Origin of the sequence: Arthrobacter sp. Soc17.1.1.1 (assembly GCF_036867195.1) — a bacterium.
GTDB lineage: Bacteria > Actinomycetota > Actinomycetes > Actinomycetales > Micrococcaceae > Arthrobacter_D.
The window spans coordinates 60008-81186 of the sequence record NZ_JBAJII010000001.1 but is presented as its reverse complement, the minus strand read 5'-3'; the positions used below and the strand labels follow the sequence as shown (position 1 = coordinate 81186).

Genomic DNA, 21179 nt, shown 5'->3' with positions numbered 1-21179 from the left:
CCTTCAGAGGAGCCTGCGCAGCAGCCTCCTCTTGAAGGGCCCGAAGGGCGGGTACGCGAGACGCAGCGTGTCGAGTCCGGAGGGCTTGGAGAACACGGACTGCAGGTGGCTGAACGTCGTGAAGGACTGGCGGCCGTGGTAGCTGCCGGTGCCGCTCGCGCCCACGCCGCCGAACGGCAGCCCGGGGACCGCGAGCTGGACCGTGCAGACGTTGTGCGCCAGCCCGCCCGCCTGGACACCGTCCGTGAAGGCGCGCAGGTCCTCGTCGCGGTCGCTGAACAGGTAGGCGGCGAGGGGATGCGGCCGTGCGCCGATGAAGCCGATCGCCTCGTCCAGGTCCTGCACCTCGAGGATGGGCAGCAGCGGGCCGAAGATCTCCTCCTGCATGAGCGCGGAGGCCGGATCCACATCGCGCAGGACGGTCGGTTCGAGGTAGCGCCCGGCCCGCTCGTGCCGCCCTCCGGACACGACGGTGCCGTCGGACAGGAGCCCCACGAGGCGGTCGAAGTGGTGCTCGTTGATGATGCGCCCGTAGTCGGCGGAGGCCCTGGGGTCACTGCCGTAGAACTCCCGGACGGCGTCCGCGAGCGCCTCGGCCAGGACGGGAGCGGCGTCCGGCGTCGTGAGGACGTAGTCGGGGGCCACGCAGGTCTGGGCCGCGTTCATGAACTTGCCGTAGGCGATCCGCCGCGCGGCGACCCGCAGGTCACCGCCCACGACGACGGCGGGCGACTTCCCGCCCAGTTCCAGCGTCACGGGCGTGAGGTGCTCGGCGGCCGCCCTCATCACGATCTTCCCCACGCGTTCCCCGCCGGTGTAGAAGACGTGGTTGAACGGCTGCGCCAGCAGGTCCGTGGTCGTCTCGGGGCCGCCTTCGACGACGGCCACCGCCTCGGGGTCGAGGAACTGCGGGACGAGGCGGGCGAGCACGCGGGACGTCGAGGCGGCGAGTTCGCTGGGCTTCAGGACGGCCGTGTTGCCTGCCGCGAGTGCCCCCACGAGCGGGGCCAGGACGAGCTGCATCGGGTAGTTCCAGGGACCGATGATGAGGACGGAGCCGAGAGGGCGCGCCTGCGTCCAGGCCCTGGCCGGGCGGAGGCCGCCGGGCACCGGGATCCTCTCCGGCGCCATCCACCGGTCGAGATGCTTCAGGGCGTGCCCGGCTTCGGCCCGGACGACGGCGATCTCCGAGAGGAACGCCTCCGTGCTGCTCTTGCCGAGATCCTGGGCGAGGGCGCGGGTCAGGTCCTCCTCCCGGTCGCGGAGCAGCCGGAGGAGCGCGTCCAGTTGCCCGCGGCGCCAGGCGGCGGGTCGCGTGGCCCCGGATCCGAAGTAGCGGCGCTGGGCGGCCAGGAGCCGCGCTGCGCCCATCAGGCCTTCCGCCCGTCCACCGGGGAGTCGTCCGAACGACCCGTGAAGTGCTCCATGGAGCTGTAGACCTTGAAGATCCGGCCGGCGACGACGTCCCATGCGGGTTGGGGCAACAGGTTCCGCAGCGTCCCGGCGAGCTGCACGGTCCAGGGCAGCTGGATGCGCGCCCGACCGGCGAGCAGGCCGCGCCATGCCCTGTCCACCACGTACTCCGGCTCCATGAGCGGCGTCAGCAGGGGCCCGCGGGCCCCCTCGAACATGCCGGTCCTGATGTAGCTCGGGATGAGGGTGGTCACGGCGATCGGGTGACCGGCCGCCACGAGTTCGAGCCGCAGCGAATCGCTCCATCCGATCACGGCCCACTTGGACGCCGCGTACACGCTCATCCTCGGCACGGAGACCGTCCCCGACGCCGAGGCGACGTTGAGGATCCTCGCGGGCGTGCCGCGCTCCATCATGGCCGGGAGGAAGGCGCGCGTGACGTGCATCGGACCGCCCGTGTTGATGCGCAGGGTGAGGTCGATGTCGGCGTCGTGGTCGTGCTCCCAGAAGTACTTGCCGCGCACGATCCCCGCGTTGTTCACCAGCACGTCCGGCACGCCGACCTCGCCGAGGACAGCGCTCGCAGCGGACCGGATGGACTCCACCGACGCGACGTCCACCACGTAGCTGTGGAGCGTGCTCGCCTCCGAGGCGAGGCCCGCCACCACCTCCTCGAGGGCCTGCCCGTCCACGTCCCACAGGACGACGGCGACGGCGCCCTCCCGGACGGCGCGCTCCGCGTACAGCCGGCCCATGCCCCTCCCTGCGCCCGTGACCAGTACGGTGCGCCCTCGGACCGTGAATACCATCTCCTGCCCTTCTCCTCGAGAACCAGCAACGTAACATGCCCGTCACGCGCGGCCGATAGGATTCCGGGAAGCCCCTCGCCACCCTTCGGAAGGCATGTCCATGAGCGCACGCGGTATGAGCTGGACCCTCCACGGGGACGGCCGGAACGTCCTCCCGGGCCGCTTCGTCGCCCCGGAGGAACGCCTGAGCTGGCCGAGGACCATCGGCATCGGCGCCCAGCACGTCGTCGCGATGTTCGGGGCGACCTTCCTCGTCCCGCTCATCACCGGCTTCCCGCCGTCGACCACCCTGCTGTTCTCGGGGATCGGGACCATCCTGTTCCTCGTCATCACGGCGGGGAAGGTGCCGAGCTACCTCGGTTCGAGCTTCGCCTTCATCGCGCCCATCGCCGCTGCGCAGGGCCAGTACGGACCGGCGGGTGCGCTCGGCGGCATCATCATGGCCGGGGCGGCCCTCGCGATCATCGGGCTGATCGTCCACACCGCGGGCGCCCGGTGGATCCAGGTCGCCATGCCGCCGATTGTCACCGGCTCCATCGTGGCCCTGATCGGCCTGAACCTGGCCCCGACCGCGAAGGCGAGCTTCGAGCAGGCACCGCTCACCGCGCTCGTCACCGTGATCGCGATCCTGCTCGTCACCGTGCTGTTCAAGGGCATCCTCGGGCGCCTCTCGATCCTCGTCGGCGTCCTCGCCGGCTACGTCGTGGCGATGATCCGCGGGGAGGTGGACTTCGCCGCGATCGGCGACGCCGCATGGATCGGCCTCCCGGACTTCTCCACCCCCGAGTTCCACCTGTCCGTCGTCGGCCTCTTCGTCCCCGTGGTCCTCGTGCTCGTGGCGGAGAACATCGGCCACGTGAAGTCCGTGGCGGCGATGACCGATCGGGACCTCGATCCCCTGACCGGGCGCGCACTCATGGCGGACGGGATCGCCACCATGATCGCCGGCGCCGGAGGCGGGTCCGGCACCACCACGTACGCCGAGAACATCGGCGTCATGGCGGCCTCCCGCGTCTACTCGACGGCCGCCTACTGGGTGGCCGGGATCGTCGCCATCCTGCTGAGCCTCTTCCCGAAGTTCGGGGCGCTCATCGCCACCGTCCCCGCCGGGGTGCTCGGCGGCGCGGGCGTGGTGCTGTACGGCATGATCGGCATCCTCGGGGTCCGCATCTGGGTGCAGAACCAGGTGAACTTCTCCAACCCCATCAACCTGTCGACGGCAGGCGTGGCGCTGGTCATCGGGATCGCCGATTTCACCTGGGTCATCGGGGACCTGACCTTCGCGGGGATCGCCCTCGGCACCGCTGCAGCGCTCCTCATCTTCCACGGCATGACGGGGATCGCCCGGGCGCGAGGCAGTGAACACGTGGCCGGTCCGGAGGAACTGGAATCCAGCGACCACGGGAGCAGGCCCTCGAAGCTCGGCTGACCGGATGTAACAATGATCACATGCGCCACATCCTCACCGGGCCCTGCGGCCGATGAACTCCCTCCAGGTCTGGACCTCCCCCGAGTGGCGGAACGAAGCAGAGCAGTGGATCGATGCCGCGCTCGAGGCCTTCGGGGTGCGGCGGCTCGGTCCGGCCGAGCAGCCGCGCATCCGCTTCTGGTCCACCCAGCTCACCGTCCCCACGGATCACGGGACGCTGTGGTTCAAGGAGAACAACCTGGGCCAGTTGCCGGAGGCCTCCGTCATGTCCCTCCTCGGCGAGCTGGTGCCGGACCACGTGGCGGCACCCCTGGCGATCGAGCCGTCCCGGGGATGGATGCTCACCGCTGACCACGGAGCCACGCTGGACAGCCTGGGATCGGACGATCCCGCCGTCTGGGCACGCATCACGAGCGACTTCGCCGATCTCCAGCAACTCGTCGCCCCCCACGGGGAACGGCTGTCCGAGGCCGGGCTGGTACTCATGAACCCGGAGGTGGCCGCCAACTTCGTCGAGAACCAGCTCCTGCTCCACACGGGCCTGCCGGCCGGGCACCCGCTGTTCCTGTCCGCGGAGGAGGCGGACGGCGTCGTGCACGGACTCCCCGCCATCCACCGCGCGGTCGAGGTGCTCCGCGGCGTCGGGGTGCCCCTCTCCCTGGACCACAACGACCTGCATGCCCGGAACTGCTTCCTCCCCGGGGCGAGCAACGAGCCGCTGCGGTTCTTCGATTTCGCGGACGCGTACTGGGCGCACCCGTTCAGCGCCCTCCTGGTACCCATCGAGCACATGCGCGAGCAGTGGGGCACGGCGGCGGGCGATCCCCGGATCCAGGCCGTCGTCACCGCCTACCTCGAGCGGTGGACGGACCACGCCTCCCTGCCGGAGCTGCGTGCCGCCGTCGAGCCCGCCCTGAAACTGGCCAGGGTGCATCGGTACGGTTCCTGGCTGCGCCTGCTGGTGTACGCGGACGACGCGTCGATGCGCGCGTACGCTCCTGCCGCCCTGCGCTACCTGAGGACGCTGACAGAGCCGGTGCTCGCCGCGTAGCGGGCGACGGTACGACAGAAGGGCCAGCCTGGGCCGGCCCTTCTGTCGTACCGTGGTGCGGATCAGCCGCGGCGCGACCTGCTGGACGCGAGAACCGCTCCTCCGGCCACGAGGACCGCCAGGGCGACCCCGATCAGCGCGAACAGCCCGGAGGTGCCGGTGCTGGCGAGGTCCCCACCGCGGTTGTTCCCGCCGATGTTCCCGCCGTCGGTCCCGGCACCGGTATCGGTGCCGGTGTCCGTGCCCGAGTCGGTGCCGGGGGTCACGTCGCCGGACGACGCGATGACCAGTACGACCGTCGCCGCCTCGTCACTGGCATCCTCGTCGGCCGTCACCGTCGTGGGACCGGGAGGGCAGTCCTGCGGCACTGTCACCTCGACGGAGAACGAGCCCTCACCATCGGAGACCACGGTCGCGACTCCTCCGCATCCGAGCGAGACGGTGATCGTCCCGCCGGGGGTGAATCCGTCACCGATGACGACGACGGTGTCTCCGGGGGCGGCGGTGCCGGGATCGACGATGATGTCCGGTGCGGCCTCGTCACCCTCACCCTCGGTGTCGATGGTCAGCTCCGCCGTCGCCGGGGTGTCCGAGATGTCGCCCAGGGCCGTGACCACGAGGTCCCTCTGGGGGTAGCCGTCCGGCACGGGCAGGGTCGCCCGGATGGTTCCATCAGGAGCAGCCGTGACCGTGACCGAGATCCGCTCGTCGCCCTCGCTCGTCCCCGGGATGGAGACCGTGACGGTCTCGCCCGGGGCGAAGCCGGTACCGGTGACCGTGACGTCGTCACCAGCGGTGACCTCGTTCTCGGTGAGGCTGATCGCGGTGTCGTAGGTGACGGACAGGCCCGCCGTCGCCTCCTCGTCCGAGACCTCCCCGAGCGCTGTCACCGTGAGGGTTCCCGCGGGGTAGCCCGCGGGGACCGGCAGGGCCACCTCGATGGTCCCGTCCGCATCCGCGGTGGTGCTCACCGAGATCGGGGCTCCCCCGTTCATGCCGGGGATCGAGACAGTGACGGTCTCACCGGCAGCGAAGCCGGTGCCCGTGACCGTCGTGCTGCTGCCGGCGACGACCGTCGACGGATCCAGCGTGATCGACGGCTGGTGGACGACCGCGATCTCCTCGACCACCGGGGTCTTCGAGACGTCGCCGACGACGGTCACGTCCACGGGCCCCGCGGGGTAGCCGCCCGGCACCGTGATGCCGACGTCGATCGCACCATCCTCATCCGCCTCGACCTCGACCTCGATCGGATCGCCACCGCCCACGCCGGGGATGGAGACCGTGACGGTCTCCTTCGGGGCGAAGCCCCCACCGGTCACCGGGAGGTTCTCGCCTGAGGCGACCGTTCCGGGAACGGTGACCACGGGCTGGTAGACGACCGCGAGTTCCTCGACCACGGGAGTGTCCGAGATGTCTCCGATCACGGTGATGTCGACCGGGCCCGCCGGGTAGCCGGCCGGGACCTCGAGGACGGCTTCGATCGCACCTTCTCCGTCCGCGATGTCCTCGACCAGGATCGGGTCGCCACCGTCCACGCCGGGGATGGAGACCTCGACCGTCTCGCCCGGGGCGAACCCGCCGCCGGTCACCGTCGTGGAACCTCCGGCGACGACCGTCGACGGGTCCAGGGTGATCGACGGGGTGTAGGCGTCGTCGATCTCCTCGACGGTGAGTTCCTCGGTCACCGGGGTGTCCGAGATGTCGCCGGCCACGGTCACCTCGACCGGGCCGGCCGGGTAGCCGCCCGGCACGGTGATGTCGACGTCGATCGCGCCGTCCTCATCCGCTGGGACCTCGACCTCGATCGGATCTCCGCCGTCCACACCGGGGATCGAGACCCTGACCGTCTCACCCGGGGCGAAGCCGCCGCCGGTCACCGTCGTGGAGCCACCGGCGACGACCGTCGACGGATCCAGGGTGATCAACGGGGTGTAGATGACTGCCAGGTCTCCGGACACCGGAGTCCCCGAGACGGCGCCGACCGCAGTGATCTCGACCGCTCCGGCCGGGTAGTCGGCCGGCACCGGGACGGTGACCGTGATGGTCCCCTCGGCACCCGCGGTCGTCCCGACCGAGATCTGTTCGTCACCGTCCACTCCGGGTATCGAGACCGTGACGGTCTCACCCGGGGCGAAGCCGTCGCCGGTCACGGTGATGCCGTCGCCTGCGACGACGGTCGCAGGAACGGTGATCGTGGGATCGTAGGTGACCGCCGTCGTGTCCGTGGCAGCCACTCGGGACACCGCGCCGCGGGCGGTCACGACGACGTCGCCCGCGGGGTAGTCGCCCGGCACGGTCAGCGTCGCGATGATCTCGCCGTCACCGTTCGCGGTGGTGGTCCCCGAGACTGCCGGCCCTCCGTTCACGCCAGGGATCGAGAGGGTCACCGTCTCACCCGCGGCGAACCCGGTACCGCTCACCCCGAGGTCCCCACCCGCGGCCACCGTTGCCGGAACCGTGATGGCCGTGCGGTAGGTGATCTCGAACCCGGCGGTGACGGCCGTCGCGGACACGACACCGCGCGCGGTCACGACGACGTCGCCCGCGGGGTAGGTGCCCGGCACGAGCAATGTCGCGGTGATCTCGCCGTCATCGTTCGCGGTGGTGGTCCCCGAGATCGGAGCCCCTCCATTCACGCCAGGGATCGAGAGGGTCACCGTCTCGCCGGCGGCGAACCCGACACCGGTCACCGTCGTGCTGCTGCCGGCCACGACCGTCGCCGGATCCACGGTGATCGTCGGATCGTAGGTGACCGCCAGTTCAGTGGTCGCCTCCGTCTTCGACACCGCACCGAGCGCGGTCACCGTCACCGTACCCGGGACGTATCCGCCGGGGACCACGATGATCGCGTCGATTCCGCCGTCATCGTTCGCGGTGACGTCGACCGAGATCGCCTGCCCGCCGTTCACGCCGGGGATGGAGACCGTCACGGTCTCCCCCGCGGCGAACCCGTCACCGGTCACCGTCGTGCTGCTCCCGGCCACGACCGTCGCCGGATCCAGCGTGATCGCCGTCTCGTACGTGACTGCCAGCACCGTGGTCGCCTCGGCATCCGAGACGGCGCCGCGCGCGGTCACGACGACGTCGCCCGCGGGGTAGGTGCCCGGCACGAGCAGCGTCGCGCTGATCTCACCGTCATCGTTCGCGGTAGTGCTCACCGAGATCGCCTGCCCGCCGTTCACCCCGGGGATGGAGACCGTGACGGTCTCCCCCGCAGCGAACCCGTCACCGGTTACCGTCGTGCTGCTCCCGGCCACCACGGTCGCCGGATCCACGGTGATGGCGGTCTCGTAGTCGACCGTGAGGTCAGCCGTCGCCGGCGTCGCGGAGACTGCACCGCGCGCCGTCACGTCGACGGTTCCCGCCGGGTAATTCCCCGGAACCTGGAGGTTGGCGGTGATGGTCCCATCGGCACCTGCAGTGACCTCGACGTCGATCAGGGCATCACCCTGGGCAGCACCGGGGATGGAGACAGTGACGGTCTCACCGGGGGCGAAGCCGCCGCCTGTCACAGCGATGTCATCACCGGCGGTCACCGTCCCGGGGACCGTGATCGTGGTCCGGTAGGTCACCGACAGCTCATGGGTAGCCGCCGTCTTCGACGCAGTACCGAGCGCGGTCACGGTGACGTCGCCGGCCGGGTAGGCGCCCGGCACCGCGAGCGTCGCGGAGATCGTTCCGTCAGAACCTGCGGTGACCTGCACCAGGATGTCGGCGCCGCCGTCGAAGCCCGGGATGGAGACCGTGACGGTCTCACCCGGAGCGAAGCCGCCGCCGATCACAGTGACGTCGCTGCCCGCCAGCACGGTCCGGGGGGCGGTGATCGACGGCTCGTAGGCCACCGACAGATCGTCGGTCGCCGCCGTCTTCGACACGGCGCCGAGCGCGGTCACGGTGACGTCGCCGGCCGGGTAGTTCGCGGGGACGCGAAGATTCGCCGTGATGACCCCGTCAGGCCCGGCGGTTGTGCTCACCGAGACCGGGGCGCCACCGTCGACGCCAGGGAGGGAGACCGTGACGGTCTCACCCGGAGCGAAGCCGGCGCCCGTGACCGTCGTGCTGTCACCGGCGATCACCGTCTCAGCGGCGGTGATCGACGTCTCGTACACGACCACCAGGTCGTCGTTCCCTCCCGCCTTCGACACAGTACCGAGCGCTGTCACGGTGACGTCGCCGGCCGGGTAGTTCGCGGGGACGCGAAGATTCGCCGTGATGACCCCGTCAGGCCCGGCGGTGGTGCTCACCGAGACCGGGGCGCCACCGTCGACGCCAGGGAGGGAGACCGTGACGGTCTCCCCGGCGGCGAAGCCGGTACCCGTGACCGTCGTGCTGCCACCCGCGACGACCGTGGACGGGTCCACGGCGATCACCGGGGTGTAGACGACGTCCGGTTCCTCGACCATGAGTTCCCCGGTCACCGGGGTTTTCGAGATGTCGCCGACCACGGTCACGTCGACCGGACCCACCGGGTAGTTCCCGGGGACGGTGACGCCGACGTCGATGGCGCCGTCGCCGTCTGCCGTTTCCTCGACCTGGATCGGCGTTCCACCCACGCCGGGGAGGGAGACCGTGACGGTCTCACCCGGGGCGAAGCCCTCGCCGGTCACCGTCGTGGTGCCACCAGGCACCACCGTCGCCGGCTCCAGGCCGATCCCGGGGGTGTAGGTGGTCGCCGGTTCCTCCACCAGGACCTCCTCCGTCACAGGGGTGCGCGAGACGTTGCCGACCACGGTCACGTCGACCGGACCGAGCGGGTAGTCGGTCGGCACGGGCAGCGTCGTGGTGATGCCGCCGTCGGCATCCGCGGTCGTCCTGATCTCGATCGGAGCGCCACCGTTCGCGCCGGGGATCGAGACCACGACGGTCTCGCCGGAGGCGAATCCTTCGCCGTCGACCGCGATGCCTCCGCCTGCGACCACAACTTCGGGGACGGTGACCGACGGCTCGTAGACGACCGTGAGCCGATCCGTCACGGGCACACCGGAGACCTCGCCGGTCGCTGTCACATCGGCCGCTCCAGCCGGGTAGTTCCCGGGGACCAGCAGGGTGGCGGTGATGGCGCCGTAACGATCGGCACTGACCTCCACGGTGATCGGCGTGCCGGCAGCATCCGGGAGGGAGACCGCGACGATCTCGCCCGGGACGAACCCGCTGCCGGTCACCGGGATGCGGTCACCGGCGACGATGCGCTCGGGGACCGTGACCGTCGGCCGGTACACGACCTCGAGGTCGGCCGTCGCAGCAGTCTCGGAGACTCCACCGAGCGCCGTCACGTCGACGGTGCCGGCCGGGTAGTCGGCGGGGACGGGCAGCGTGGCGGAGATGGTGCCCTCCGCGTCGGCACCGACCTCGACCTCGATCCGGGCGCCGCCGTTGGCGCCGGGGATCGAGACCGTGACGGTCTCGTCCGCGGCGAAGCCGTCGCCGGTCACTGTGACGTCATCGCCGGCGACGACGATCGCGGGGTCCAGGGTGATGGCGGGGTCGTAGGTCACGGCGAGGTCGGCGGTCATAGGGGTCTTCGACACCTGGCCCTTAGCAGTCACCACGACTCCACCGAAGGGGTAGCCGCTGGGAACGACGAGGACAGCCTCGATGCCCCCGTCGGCAGCGGCGGTGACATCCACCGAGATGGGGTCGCCGTTGTTCACGCCGGGGATGGAGACCTCGACGGTCTCACCGGGAGCGAAGCCGGTGCCGGTGACCGTGGTGCTGCCGCCGGCGACGAGGGTCGCGGGGTCCAGGGTGATGCCGGGCTCGTAGGTGACCGTGAGTTCCGCCGTGGCGGGAGTGTCCGATACCTCGCCGAGCGCGGTCACGGTGACGTTGCCCGGGACGTAGTCCGCGGGCACCGGCACCGTCGCTGTGATGTCTCCATCAGGGCCGGCGGTGACGCCGACCGAGATCGGGGCACCATCGCCGGCGCGGGGGATCGAGACCTCGACGGTCTCACCGGGAGCGAAACCGGTGCCGGTGACCGTGGTGCTGCCGCCGGCGACGATCGTCGCCGGGTCCAAAGTGATGGCAGGGGCGTAGACGACTGGCGCGTCCACCGTCAGGTCGGCACTGGCGGGTGCGTTCGACACCGGGCCGACCGCTGTCACATCGACGTCGCCCGCGGGGTAGTCCTCCGGAACAGGAAGCGTCGCAGTGATGGTCCCGTCAGTACCGGCGGTGACATCCTCGGAGATGCGGTCGCCACCGTCAGCGCCGGGGATGGAGACCGTGACGGTCTCACCGGCGGCGAAGCCGCCGCCGGTCACCGTGACGTCATCCCCTGCGATGACGGTGGCCGGATCCACGGTGATCGTCGGGGTGTAGGTGATGGCCGTGACGGTGAGGGCCGCCGTGGCGGGATCCGCGGAGACGACCCCGCGGGCCGTCACATCGACGGTGCCGCCCGGGTAGCCTGCGGGCACCGTCAGCGGGATGGAGATGGTGCCCTCCGGAGTGGCCGTCACCGTGACGCTCGGGGCGGCGCCGCCGGCCGCGGGGAGACTGACCGTGACCGCCTCGGCGGGGGCGAACCCGGTGCCGGAGACGGTGGTGGTCCCGCCGACGCTGATCGTGGCGGGGTCCAGGGTGATGGCAGGGTCGGAGGCGGGCGCGGTCACGGTCAGCTCTGCCGCTGCGGGGCGGTTCGACTGCGCGCCGGTGGCGACCACGCCGGCCAGGCCGACGGGGTAGGCGGCCGGGACGGGCAGGATGACGGAGATGGTCCCGTCCGGGGCAGCAGCGGTCGTGACGGTCGGCGCGGGTCCTCCGTTGATGTTCGGCAGGCGGACCGTGACGCTCTCACCGGGCGTGAACCCGGAACCGGTCACGGTCGTCGATCCACCGGCGGTGACGGTCGACGGAGTAAGCGCGATCGCGGGGGCGGGTGCCACGTAGGCGGTGCCGCGCACCGTGGATGACGCGAGGTTCACGGTGGCGAGCCCGGATCCGGGAAGTACCTGGACATCGACGGCACGGACCGTGAAGGACCCCGTGCCGAGATCGCCTGCCTGCGGCTGCACATTGGCGCGGATGAGGACCACGGACTCCACGACGTCGAGGATCGGGTCGACGACGGCAGTGGGCAGGCCCGCTGCCACCCCGTTCAGCGTGGTGCTCACGAGGGCCAGCGCCGGCTCCACCACTCCGCTGAGGACCCCGTCGACCGCGAGGTTCACCAGGCTGTCGACGTTCAGCAGTCCCAGGACGGCGCCCGTCGCGCCCGTCGTCGTGACGGTGATGTCATTCAGCGTTCCGCCCAGCGCCACACCGACGACGACGTCCGGCAGCAGGGGGAGATCCACGGTGACGGCGACCTTGCCCGTCACGGCGAGCGAGCGGACCGTCGTGATGAGGTTCGCTTCCACCTGGTCGACGGCCTCGATCAGCGTGGTGAGGACGGCGCGTGCGATGGCGTCACCGGTCGCACCGCTCAGAAGGGGGCTGTTCGGCGGCAGGTCGTTGATGTCCAGGCCGTTGGCCGCGAGGACCGTGTCGACGTCGACCGACACCTGACCGGTCTGCAGGTCGAGGGTGACGCCCGGCGTGGTGGTCGAGGTGAAGGCCGTGGGGAGCAGTGCCTGCAGGTTCGGCTCGGCGATGTCGACGTCCGCCGTCGCCGTCGCGAGACCGCGGACGTTGAGTCGGGCACCGAGGGCCGTCTCGAGGAGGCCCTCCACGCTGTTCACCGTGGCCTGAAGTGCGTTGACGGTCCCCGAGACGGTCGATCCGACCAGAGGGCTCGTCAGGTCCAGCCGGGCGTCGGCGATCAGGTAGTCGCTGACCACGGGAGCTCCCTGCGTCTGCGACGCGATCGAACCGAGTGCGCCGAGCTGGACGTCGAGCTGCGACACGGCCGCGCCGGCTCCCGGCACGGAACCGAGCACGGGCGTGAGTGAGATGCGGGCGTCGGAGGGAGGCGTGCCTGCGCCCCCGAGGGAGATGCCGCCCTGGTCGCTGACCGCACCGGAAGCCGCGACGGCGTCGCCGTTGTCGGCCGCCTCCGCGTACTGGGCCGCGGCTCCGAGCTGGATGATGCCATTGGGGCCGAAGAGCTGCAGAGTCCCGTCGAGGTTCACGCCGAGGGTGCTGAGTACCTCGGCAGTGAGGGGGTTGGCGGTCGGACCGGCCGGGTGGTTGCCGCTCGGGTTCTGTTCGAGGGCCCCCCGGACAGCAGCGAGGGTGTCGAGGTCGATGCCCAGGGCCTCACCGCCCAGGAACCGGCCGAGCGCCTCCGATCGATCCGTCGGTGCCGCCATGGCGCTGGTGGCTGGTCCTGCCACCATCAACGCCGCGACACTTCCCGCGACAAGGCTCTTCAGGACCCCTCGCGTCGATCTTCTCGTGAACATGTGTGCCCCCTGCTGCGGTGAATCGAGACCGGCCCGCCACGACGTGGGGAACCCATCGTGAGGGTATGGACGCAACAGGCCAGCGAGGGCTGGCTCTCCAGCGAGACCGGACTGTCCCATCCGACAGGCCGGTCGTCCGGTCGGTCAGCTCCATCGGGTGGACCGGGCGTCCGGGGGACGGGAGGCCGCTCCGCCGGCCGACAGCCTTCCGCGTACCGGCGGGCGTCCCGATCCCGCAAGAAGAGCGAAAGAAACAGGTAGCCGAGCCGCTAATTCTGGGGTCCGATCCGCTAAAGCAGGTGTCCGGCGTGGTGATCCGGGGCGGATTCGGATATGTCTTACGGGTGGGGTGGACCGTGTTGGGCGGTTCGAGCCACTGCAAAGTGACGTGCAGGTCACTGGTTTCATGGGGGAAGGTCTCAGCTGTGGCACATCAGATGCTCCGCGTGCATCTCGTGGACGACGACTATCTCGTCCGGCTCGGGATGGAGCGGCTGTTCGAGGGGCTGTCGCACATCGAGCTCGAATCGGTGAGCTCGACCGGTGACGCCGCCATCAAGGATGCGCTGGCGCTCGCGCCCGACGTCGTGCTCATGGAGACGATGGTGCGCAACGTCGACGGCGTCCGGGCCGTGCAGGAGATCACCACTCGCGCTCCCCAGGTGAAGGTCGCCATGCTGTCCTCGGCCACCACCTTCGATGTCATGTGCGACGCCTACCGGGCGGGCGCGGTCAGCTACCTGTCGAAGTACTCCGTGTCCTCCGACCTGGGCTCCGCCATCCGGATGATCCACCGGGGCGAGAGCATCTTCTCCATGCCGCCGGAACTCGAGCGGTTCCCCGTGCCCACCGAGCCCGAGGACTCCTTCGAGGTCCAGTTGATCAAGCGATTGCCCACCCGCGACAGGGCGATCCTCGCTGCGCTGACGGCCGGCCGGACGAACGCGCAGATTGCGGGAGCGCTGCACGTCAGCGAGGCCACGGTGAAGGCACAGATCACCAAGATCATGGCGAACCTCAACGTCGGGGGGCGCGTGCAACTGGCCGTGCTCGCCGTCAGGGCCGGCATCACGCTTCCCTGACCATCGCACGGATCCCTCCGGCGGTCGGCCCTGCCCCGGTGGTCCGTGCCGCAGAGTGGTCAGCTGATCGCTCTGGCGTTAGCCTGTGGGTACGCGTGGCGCATTCGGGGGCGGATGCCTGCAGCAGGAGGGACGGAGTTCTTCCTGCCTGCGCGGTGAACAGCCGATCCGAACCAGATTGGGGCCCATGAACAACACTGACGCCGTCACGTATCCCGGGGCGGACCTCCTGCGCTCCCCCTCCTTCCGGCGGACAGCTACGGACGACGAATTCGAGGCCGCCCTGGAGGGCCGTAGGCTCGTCGACACGGCTGTCGGGATCGTCATGGGCAAGCACGACTGTGATCGCGTCACAGCACTGTCCAACCTGCAGCAGACGGCGCGCACCTTCGACGTCACGGTGGCCGAACTCGCCCGCGGTCTCGTGTCGTCGGCCGGGCGGACGTAGCGCGCGGATACCGATTGACTGTCCCGGCTGTGACATGTCATCGTTCTACAACGATGTAGACCCGAAGGGCGGCGGGCACGTCCGACCACGGGTGGGTGGGACGTCCGCGGCACCTGGGGGCATCGGCAGACTCCTGCGGCGCCCGCGGCGCAGGCACGGACTCGGTGGATCAGAGGCGGGCGCGATACCGCGCTGGTGCACCGACACCCAGGGAGCCCGGTTGCGGGAGTGGCTGCAACCGGGCTCCTGCCCCTCCGGCGCTCACGCCCCGGAGGGCGGCGCGGACGGCGGACGCGCCGCGCGGTCTTGCAGGCAGGAAACGAGGACGTCCCCTGCGTCGGACACGAGACCGTCGACGCCGAGGTCGAGCAGCCGGTCCATGTCCTCGCGCTCATTGACGGTCCAGACGTGCACCTGGAGGCCGGCCGCATGGCACGCGGCGACGAACCGGCGCGTCACCACGCGCACACCGCGGTACACCTCGGGGACCTGGAGGGCCTGGACACGGGCCAGCCGGCCGACCGGTCCCGCCAGTCCGAGCGGCGCGGTCGCCTTCAGGAGGGCGTTCACCGCCATGCCGGCGGAGGACGCCGCCGGCGCGTCGAGCAGACGCAGCACCCTCCGGCGTCGACGGTCCGAGAAGGACGCGACGAGCACGCGGTCGTGCACGCCGAGCCGGTTGACGAGCTCCGCGAAGGGCCGCACGCAGTCGTCGCTCTTGATGTCGATGTTCAGGCGGAGATCCGGCCAGCGCAGCAGGACGTCCTCGAGCGGAGGGATGCCGCCGGCCCCGCCGACCGGCAGGGCCGCGAGTTCCTCGGCCGTCCTTGCAGCCACCGGGCCGCGGGCGGGCGTGACACGGTCCAGGGCCTCGTCGTGGAACACCATCACCACGCCGTCGCTGGACGCGCGGACGTCGATCTCGAGGTAGCGGAAGCCGAGCCCCACGGCACGGGCGAAGGCGTCCATGGTGTTCTCACCGCCGTCCGGGGCGAACCCGCGGTGCGCGAACGCGATGGGGACGGCGCCGTCGTGCGGCGCGGAGCGGTCGACCAGGTAGTGGTAGCGGCCCGGGTCAGGCCGTGCGGAGCGCCGCAAGCCGTTCCTCCAGCACCTGCGCCACACCATCCTCCTCGAACGGCGGTGCCACGAGGTTCGCGGCGGCGAGCGCGTCCGGGTGGCCCGAGGCCATCGCGTACCCCTGGCCCGCCCAGTCGAGCATCTGCACGTCGTTGGGCATGTCCCCGAAGGCGACGACGTCCGCGGCGTCGATCCCGCGTTCCGCCGCGTACCGGGCGAGGGTGACGGACTTGTTGATGTCCGGAACGGCCATCTCGAGCAGGGCGATGGTGGGCGCCGAGTGCGTCGTCGAGACGAGGTGGGCCACCGCGGGCCGGACGGCGGCGAGGAACTGGTCGGGCGAGACGGTCCTCTCCCGGGCCAGGAACTTCACGACGTGCTCGCCCGGCAGGGACTCCTCGAAGGGCTGCGCCGAGATCCCGCCGAGGAGCTCCGAGGTGGCCGCCTCTGCGAATCCGGATTCGATCTTGAACCCGGTGACCGTCTCGGCGGCGAATGTCGCTCCGGGGAAGAGCCCGCGGATGATGTCCCGGGCCGCGTAGACGGCCTCCGGCTCCAGCAGCTGGGCGTCGAGGACCCGTTCTGCCTCGAGATCGTAGGTCAGGGCTCCGTTGGAGCAGATGACCGTCCCGGTGTGGCCGAGCTGGTCCCGCAGGGGCTGCAGCCAGCGCGGAGGGCGGCCCGTGACGAAGACGACGTCGACCCCCGCCTCCATGCACGCGCGGAACGCACGCACGGTGCGCTCGCTCATCCTGCCGTCGTGGCCCACGACGGTCCCATCCATGTCGCTCGCCACGAGGCGCATCGCTGACTCCTTCAGGTTCCGGACTACCACCCTACCGGCGCCCCGGCCTACCGCTCGAAGGTGCCGACCAGCCGGGCCCGGCCGATCGTGCTCGAGAACAGGGTGAAGCCGAGGTAGGCGGGTGAGGCCTCGGGCGAGATGTCCACGGATTCGACGCCCAGGGCATGCACCACCACGTGGTAGTGGTGGGGGCCGTGCCCCTCCGGCGGTGCGGCGCCCACGAAGCCCGCGAAACCGCCGTCGTTGCGCAGCTGTACCGCACCCTCGGGCAGCAGCCCGGAGCCGTCGGTCCCCGCGCCCGCGGGCAGGGATGTGGTGGTCACGGGGAGATTGGCGACGGACCAGTGCCAGAAGCCGCTCGCAGTGGGGGCGTCGGGATCGTAGACGGTCACGGCGAAGCTCTTCGTGCCGTCGGGGAAGCCGCTCCAGCTGAGCTGCGGCGACTCGTCCTTGCCGCCCGCACCCATCACGCCGGATGCCTGCGCGGGGTCGAGGGGCTGGTTGTGCGTGACGGTCTCGCTGGTCAGCGTGAACTCGGGTACCTGCGGGAGGTCGGCGTAGGGGTCGCGGGTCATGGGTGTGCTCCTCGGGTCGTCGTGGTACGCGGCGGTCAGGCCGGGGATGCCATCTCGTCCCGCGACGGCGGGTTGGCGCCCGCGCGGGAGACGGTGACGGCCGCAGCCCGGGCCGCGTACTGCAGCATGGCGGTCAGCTGTCCGAGGGTGATTCGGCGCAGCTCCTCCCGGCGATGGGCGCCGTCGAGCTCGAGGTCCACGAGGGATCCCACCAGGGCGGCCATGAAGGAGTCCCCGGCGCCCACGGTGTCCACCACGCTGGTGACGGGGGCGGGGACGGAGGCCTCGCCGGCCCGGCTCACGCCCCAGGGTCCGGAGGAGCCACGGGTCACCACGACGACGGCGGCGCCGGCGGCCAGCCAGGCACGGGCGGTGTCCTCGGCGCTGCGGTCGGGGTAGAGCCACTCGAGGTCCTCGTCGGAGGCCTTCACGACGTCGGCCAGGGCGACGAATCTCTCGGCCTGGGCCCGGGCGAACGCGACATCACGGATGATCGTGGGCCGGCAGTTCGGGTCGTAGGTGACGGTGACAAGGGGGTGGGCGGCCGTCACGAGGGCCAGGACGTCATCGGCCCCGGGGGTGAGCATCGTGGCGATGGACCCGGTGTGCAGGAGGGTGGTGCCGTCGAGGAGCCTGTCCTTCTGCGCCGCGAGGCCCGGCAGGTCCCAGACGAGCCGGAACTCGTAGGACGCCCCTCCCGCGGGGCCGAGGCGCGCGGTGGCCACGCTCGTGGGCGAGGCATCCGGCTTCACGGGGAAGGGGACCGAGTTGTCGCGGAGATGCTTCTCGATCATCCGCCCGTACGCGTCGTCCCCGTACCGGCCCACGAACTGGGCGGGATGCCCGAGACGCGCGAGCCCCACTGCCACGTTCATCGGACTGCCGCCCACGTGCGCGCGCATGGGAGCGGTGTCGCTGACGACTTCGTCGATGAGGGTTTCCCCGATCACGGTGAGCACCCCCTCAACGTACCAGCCGCCGCACCCCCGTCATCGGGGCAGCTTCGCCTCGGCCCCGCCTCGCGGACGCTGCGGCTCGGACGGGAGGACCGGCGTTCCGCGGCCACCGTCCCGGGTGGGCGGAGCGGGCCTACTCCGTCCCGGCGCGCAGTCCGTGCGGGCGTGCGGGGATCGGGCGGCCGCGGAACCGGCGGACGCTGTACACAATCAGCACGAGGGCGATGATCGAGGAGGCGATGAGGCTGATGCCGGTCCCCGCTCCCCCGAACAGCCACCACCTGTCCGCGAGGAACCACCAGGCCGGCACGCCGGGCTGCAGGATCCAGACCACGCCGAGGCTCATGATCACGAGCGCGCTGACGCAGCTGACGGCGATCCGGGGGATGGTCTTCACCCCGAGCGCGGCCGCGTGGTAGGCGTTCCGCTTCAGGGGCGCCAGGTAGCGGCGGGCCCAGTGGTACTGCTGCGACAGGACCGCGAGGCCGGCGGCGAGCATCAGGAGCCCCGGGCCGGGCAGTACCAGGGCCGCGACACCGAGTACCACGAGGGTCCAGCCGACCACCTCGATGCCGGTGCGGCGGACCCATCCGGAGACCCGCTCTCTCGCTGCCATGCGAACAGGATGACACAGGAAGCCGATAGCCCACGACGGTCAGCAGGCTGCCGATCGGCGCACGGCTCCCCGGGGCGGGGAACAAAACCCAGAATTCATGCGTTTGCATGGACATGCCGGCGCCCGCCCGGCCGGCCCCACCAAGGAGGACAGCGTGACTGTACAAACCGAAGGTCTCCACCACGTCACCGCGATCGCCGGCGACCCCCAGAGGAACATCGACTTCTACATCAGGGGACTGGGCCTGCGGCTCGTCAAGAAGACCGTGAACTTCGACGACCCCGGCACCTACCACCTGTACTACGGCGACGAATCAGGCCGCCCCGGCTCACTCCTGACGTTCTTCCCGTGGCAGGGCATCCGCAGCGGGCGCATCGGCAGCGGGCAGTCGACCACCACGGCCTTCTCCGTGCCGCAGGGCACCCTCGGCTGGTGGCAGGAGCACTTCAAGGCCCTCGGCGTGGAGTCCACCGTCTCCCGCGCGTCATCCGTCGAGGAGCGCCTCTCGCTCCGCGACCCCGACGGCCTGCAGATCGACCTCGTGGCCTCCTCCCTCTCCGACCCGCGCAACCCCTGGGACTCCGCCTCCGTGCCCGCCGAGTACGCGGTGCGCGGCCAGCACTCCTCCGTCCTGACCGTCCAGGACCCCACCGCCACCCTCGAGACGTTCACCCGCGACCTCGGCATGACGGTCCTCGCCGAGAAGGACGGCCGCTACCGCCTCAGCACGCATGCCGGCGAGCCCGGCACGGTCGTCGACGTCGTCACTGACCCGCGTGGCGAGCGCGGCCTCGTGGCCGGCGGCACGGTGCACCACATCGCGTTCCGCGTCCCCGACCAGCAGACACAGGAGCTCTGGCGCCAGGAGCTCGCCGAGCGCGGCTACGGGGTGACGGCGATCCTCGACCGGCAGTACTTCACCTCGATCTACTTCCGCGAGCCGGGGGGCACGCTCCTCGAGATCGCCACCGACACCCCGGGGTTCGACATCGACGAGCCCCTGCTGGAGCTCGGCCGCTCCCTGAAGCTGCCGCCGTGGCTCGAGCCCAACCGCGAGGCCATCGCGCACTCGGTCGCGAAGATCGACCTGCCGGCCGAGAACAACCCCGCCGTCCAGGCCTTCTTCAGGAGCTGACATGAGCACACCCTCCGACTGGCCGCACCTGTTCGCGGCAGGAGCGGCCGGCACGCCCGTGCTGCTGCTCCTGCACGGCACGGGCGGTACCGAGCACGACCTCCTGCCGCTCGTGGAGCGCCTCGCCCCCGGCGCGGGCTACCTCGCCCCGCGAGGACCCGTGCAGGAACACGGGCTGAACCGCTGGTTCCGCCGCTTCGGCGAAGGCGTGTTCGACGTCGACGACGTGGTGCGCCGAGCGGGTGAACTCGCGGCCTTCATCGGCTGGGCGCGCGACCACCACGGGATCACCGACCGGCCGCTCGTCGCCGTCGGCTTCTCCAACGGGGCGAACATCGCGCTCGCCACGGCGCTGCTCCACCCGGACGCCGTCCGGAGCGCCGTCGCGTTCTCGGGCATGTTCCCGCTGGAGGGGCGTACCATCGACGCGGACCTCTCCGGCTCGTCGATCGCCCTGTTCAACGGGGAGTCCGACGCCATGGCGCCGATCGACAGCGTGATCCGTGTCGGTTCGATCCTCGAGAGCCGCGGCGCCGAAGTAGACCGGAACGTCCGCGAGGGCGGTCACGGGATCCATCCCACCGAGGTGGACGGCGCAGCCGCCTGGATCGCCTCGCATACCCGGAAGGTACTCAATGACTGAAATACGCACCGATACCGCGGCGAAGGCCACCACGCTCGCCCGGCTGCACTCCGCCCCGGAGATCCTCCAGGTCGTCAACGTCTGGGACGTCATCAGTGCGAAGACGATCGCCGGCATCCCGGGCACGAAGGCGCTCGCCACGGCGAGCCACTCCATCGCCGCGTCGCTCGGCTACGAGGACGGCGAGAACATCCCGCTCGAGGAGATGATCACCGCCGTCGGGCGGATCGCCGCCGCGACGGACCTGCCGGTCTCCGCCGACCTCGAAGCCGGCTACGGCGACCCCGGGGACACGGTCCGCCGCGCGATCGGCGTCGGGATCGTCGGCGCGAACATCGAGGACCAGATGCGGCCGCTGGCAGACGCCGTCACGCAGATGGAGGCGGTCCTGAAGGCCGGGACGTCGGAGGGTGTCGACTTCGTGCTGAACGCGCGGACGGATGCCTTCGTGAAGGCTGGAGACCGCGATCCGGCGGACGTCCTGGCCGACGCCGTGGAGCGTGGCAAGGCGTACCTCGACCTCGGCGCCACGAACGTCTTCGTCCCCGGCCTGCTCGACGAGCGCGCCGTGACCGCCCTCGTGGAGGCCTTCGGCCCGCAGCGCCTGAGCGTCATCAACGTCCCGGGCAGCCTCGCGCCGTCGCGCCTGCAGGAGCTCGGCGTGGCCCGCATCTCCTACGGGCCGTGGACGCAGCGCGTCGCGCTCACCGCCCTGGCGGACTCCGCACGGGAGCTGCTCGCCGGCGGCGCCCTGCCCGAGGGCACGCTCCCGCTCAACTGAGCGCGCCT

At 70.9% G+C, this 21179-nt stretch carries 15 protein-coding genes; 7 read left to right on the top strand and 8 right to left on the bottom strand.

Features of this window, described 5'->3' with window-relative positions; all coding sequences use genetic code 11:
• Positions 1-3: 3 nt before the first annotated feature.
• Together V6S67_RS00365 and V6S67_RS00360 are read right to left on the bottom strand one after the other, a co-directional pair.
• Positions 4-1371, bottom strand: coding sequence for an aldehyde dehydrogenase family protein (locus V6S67_RS00365; protein WP_334208358.1), 1368 nt, complete (start codon positions 1369-1371; stop codon positions 4-6).
• Positions 1371-2222, bottom strand: a complete 852-nt coding sequence (locus tag V6S67_RS00360; protein WP_334208357.1) for an SDR family NAD(P)-dependent oxidoreductase — start codon at positions 2220-2222, stop codon at positions 1371-1373. The genes V6S67_RS00365 and V6S67_RS00360 overlap by 1 nt, the downstream gene beginning before the upstream one ends.
• Positions 2223-2322: 100 nt before the next feature.
• Here V6S67_RS00360 and V6S67_RS00355 point away from each other — a divergent pair, with 100 nt between their 5' ends.
• Positions 2323-3651: a uracil-xanthine permease family protein gene (locus V6S67_RS00355; protein ID WP_334208356.1), complete on the top strand. Its 1329-nt coding sequence runs from the start codon at positions 2323-2325 to the stop codon at positions 3649-3651.
• Between the two features lie 52 nt (positions 3652-3703).
• The gene (locus tag V6S67_RS00350) at positions 3704-4702 is read left to right on the top strand and encodes a hypothetical protein (RefSeq protein ID WP_334208355.1); all 999 of its coding nucleotides are present in this window, start codon (positions 3704-3706) and stop codon (positions 4700-4702) included.
• Positions 4703-4764: 62 nt separating this feature from the next.
• On the opposite strand, the gene V6S67_RS00345 is transcribed toward V6S67_RS00350, so the two are convergent.
• Positions 4765-12984, bottom strand: a complete 8220-nt coding sequence (locus tag V6S67_RS00345) for a choice-of-anchor G family protein (protein WP_334208354.1) — start codon at positions 12982-12984, stop codon at positions 4765-4767.
• Between the two features lie 491 nt (positions 12985-13475).
• Here V6S67_RS00345 and V6S67_RS00340 point away from each other — a divergent pair, with 491 nt between their 5' ends.
• Together V6S67_RS00340 and V6S67_RS00335 are read left to right on the top strand one after the other, a co-directional pair.
• Positions 13476-14132: a response regulator transcription factor gene (locus V6S67_RS00340; RefSeq protein WP_334208353.1), complete on the top strand. Its 657-nt coding sequence runs from the start codon at positions 13476-13478 to the stop codon at positions 14130-14132.
• A gap of 187 nt (positions 14133-14319) precedes the next feature.
• Positions 14320-14580 carry an ANTAR domain-containing protein gene (locus V6S67_RS00335; protein ID WP_334208352.1) on the top strand — a complete coding sequence of 87 codons (261 nt, stop codon included), beginning with the start codon at positions 14320-14322 and terminating at the stop codon, positions 14578-14580.
• Between the two features lie 261 nt (positions 14581-14841).
• On the opposite strand, the gene V6S67_RS00330 is transcribed toward V6S67_RS00335, so the two are convergent.
• The 5 genes from V6S67_RS00330 to V6S67_RS00310 all read right to left on the bottom strand — a co-directional run bounded on the left by V6S67_RS00330 (position 14842) and on the right by V6S67_RS00310 (position 18612).
• Positions 14842-15678, bottom strand: a complete 837-nt coding sequence (locus tag V6S67_RS00330; protein ID WP_334208351.1) for a glycerophosphodiester phosphodiesterase family protein — start codon at positions 15676-15678, stop codon at positions 14842-14844.
• Positions 15656-16465, bottom strand: a complete 810-nt coding sequence (locus V6S67_RS00325) for an HAD family hydrolase (RefSeq protein WP_334208350.1) — start codon at positions 16463-16465, stop codon at positions 15656-15658. The genes V6S67_RS00330 and V6S67_RS00325 overlap by 23 nt, the downstream gene beginning before the upstream one ends.
• Positions 16466-16512: 47 nt before the next feature.
• Complete coding sequence (locus V6S67_RS00320; protein ID WP_334208349.1) at positions 16513-17040, bottom strand: YbhB/YbcL family Raf kinase inhibitor-like protein; 528 nt, start codon at positions 17038-17040, stop codon at positions 16513-16515.
• Positions 17041-17075: 35 nt separating this feature from the next.
• Positions 17076-17999, bottom strand: a complete 924-nt coding sequence (locus tag V6S67_RS00315; RefSeq protein ID WP_334208348.1) for a carbohydrate kinase family protein — start codon at positions 17997-17999, stop codon at positions 17076-17078.
• 130 nt (positions 18000-18129) lie between these two features.
• Entirely contained in the window at positions 18130-18612 is a 483-nt protein-coding gene (locus tag V6S67_RS00310; protein WP_334208347.1) for a PGPGW domain-containing protein, read from the bottom strand.
• 154 nt (positions 18613-18766) lie between these two features.
• Here V6S67_RS00310 and V6S67_RS00305 point away from each other — a divergent pair, with 154 nt between their 5' ends.
• From V6S67_RS00305 to V6S67_RS00295, 3 genes are read left to right on the top strand one after another with little or no spacing between them, the layout of a single operon-like run.
• Entirely contained in the window at positions 18767-19747 is a 981-nt protein-coding gene (locus V6S67_RS00305) for a ring-cleaving dioxygenase (RefSeq protein ID WP_334208346.1), read from the top strand.
• A gap of 1 nt (position 19748) precedes the next feature.
• Positions 19749-20390 carry an alpha/beta hydrolase gene (locus V6S67_RS00300; protein ID WP_334208345.1) on the top strand — a complete coding sequence of 214 codons (642 nt, stop codon included), beginning with the start codon at positions 19749-19751 and terminating at the stop codon, positions 20388-20390.
• A complete protein-coding gene (locus V6S67_RS00295; protein ID WP_334208344.1) occupies positions 20383-21171 on the top strand; it encodes an isocitrate lyase/PEP mutase family protein in 789 nt (262 codons plus the stop codon). Before V6S67_RS00300 ends, V6S67_RS00295 begins: the two co-directional genes overlap by 8 nt.
• Positions 21172-21179: the final 8 nt, after the last annotated feature.

Coding starts and splice junctions, on each gene's coding strand:
- V6S67_RS00365 (WP_334208358.1), bottom strand. CDS start 1,371: ATGGGCGCAGCGCGGCTCCTGGCCGCCCAGCGCCGCTACTTCGGATCC.
- V6S67_RS00360 (WP_334208357.1), bottom strand. CDS start 2,222: ATGGTATTCACGGTCCGAGGGCGCACCGTACTGGTCACGGGCGCAGGG.
- V6S67_RS00355 (WP_334208356.1), top strand. CDS start 2,323: ATGAGCGCACGCGGTATGAGCTGGACCCTCCACGGGGACGGCCGGAAC.
- V6S67_RS00350 (WP_334208355.1), top strand. CDS start 3,704: ATGAACTCCCTCCAGGTCTGGACCTCCCCCGAGTGGCGGAACGAAGCA.
- V6S67_RS00345 (WP_334208354.1), bottom strand. CDS start 12,984: ATGGTGGCAGGACCAGCCACCAGCGCCATGGCGGCACCGACGGATCGA.
- V6S67_RS00335 (WP_334208352.1), top strand. CDS start 14,320: ATGAACAACACTGACGCCGTCACGTATCCCGGGGCGGACCTCCTGCGC.
- V6S67_RS00325 (WP_334208350.1), bottom strand. CDS start 16,465: ATGCGCCTCGTGGCGAGCGACATGGATGGGACCGTCGTGGGCCACGAC.
- V6S67_RS00320 (WP_334208349.1), bottom strand. CDS start 17,040: ATGACCCGCGACCCCTACGCCGACCTCCCGCAGGTACCCGAGTTCACG.
- V6S67_RS00310 (WP_334208347.1), bottom strand. CDS start 18,612: ATGGCAGCGAGAGAGCGGGTCTCCGGATGGGTCCGCCGCACCGGCATC.
- V6S67_RS00300 (WP_334208345.1), top strand. CDS start 19,749: ATGAGCACACCCTCCGACTGGCCGCACCTGTTCGCGGCAGGAGCGGCC.
- V6S67_RS00295 (WP_334208344.1), top strand. CDS start 20,383: ATGACTGAAATACGCACCGATACCGCGGCGAAGGCCACCACGCTCGCC.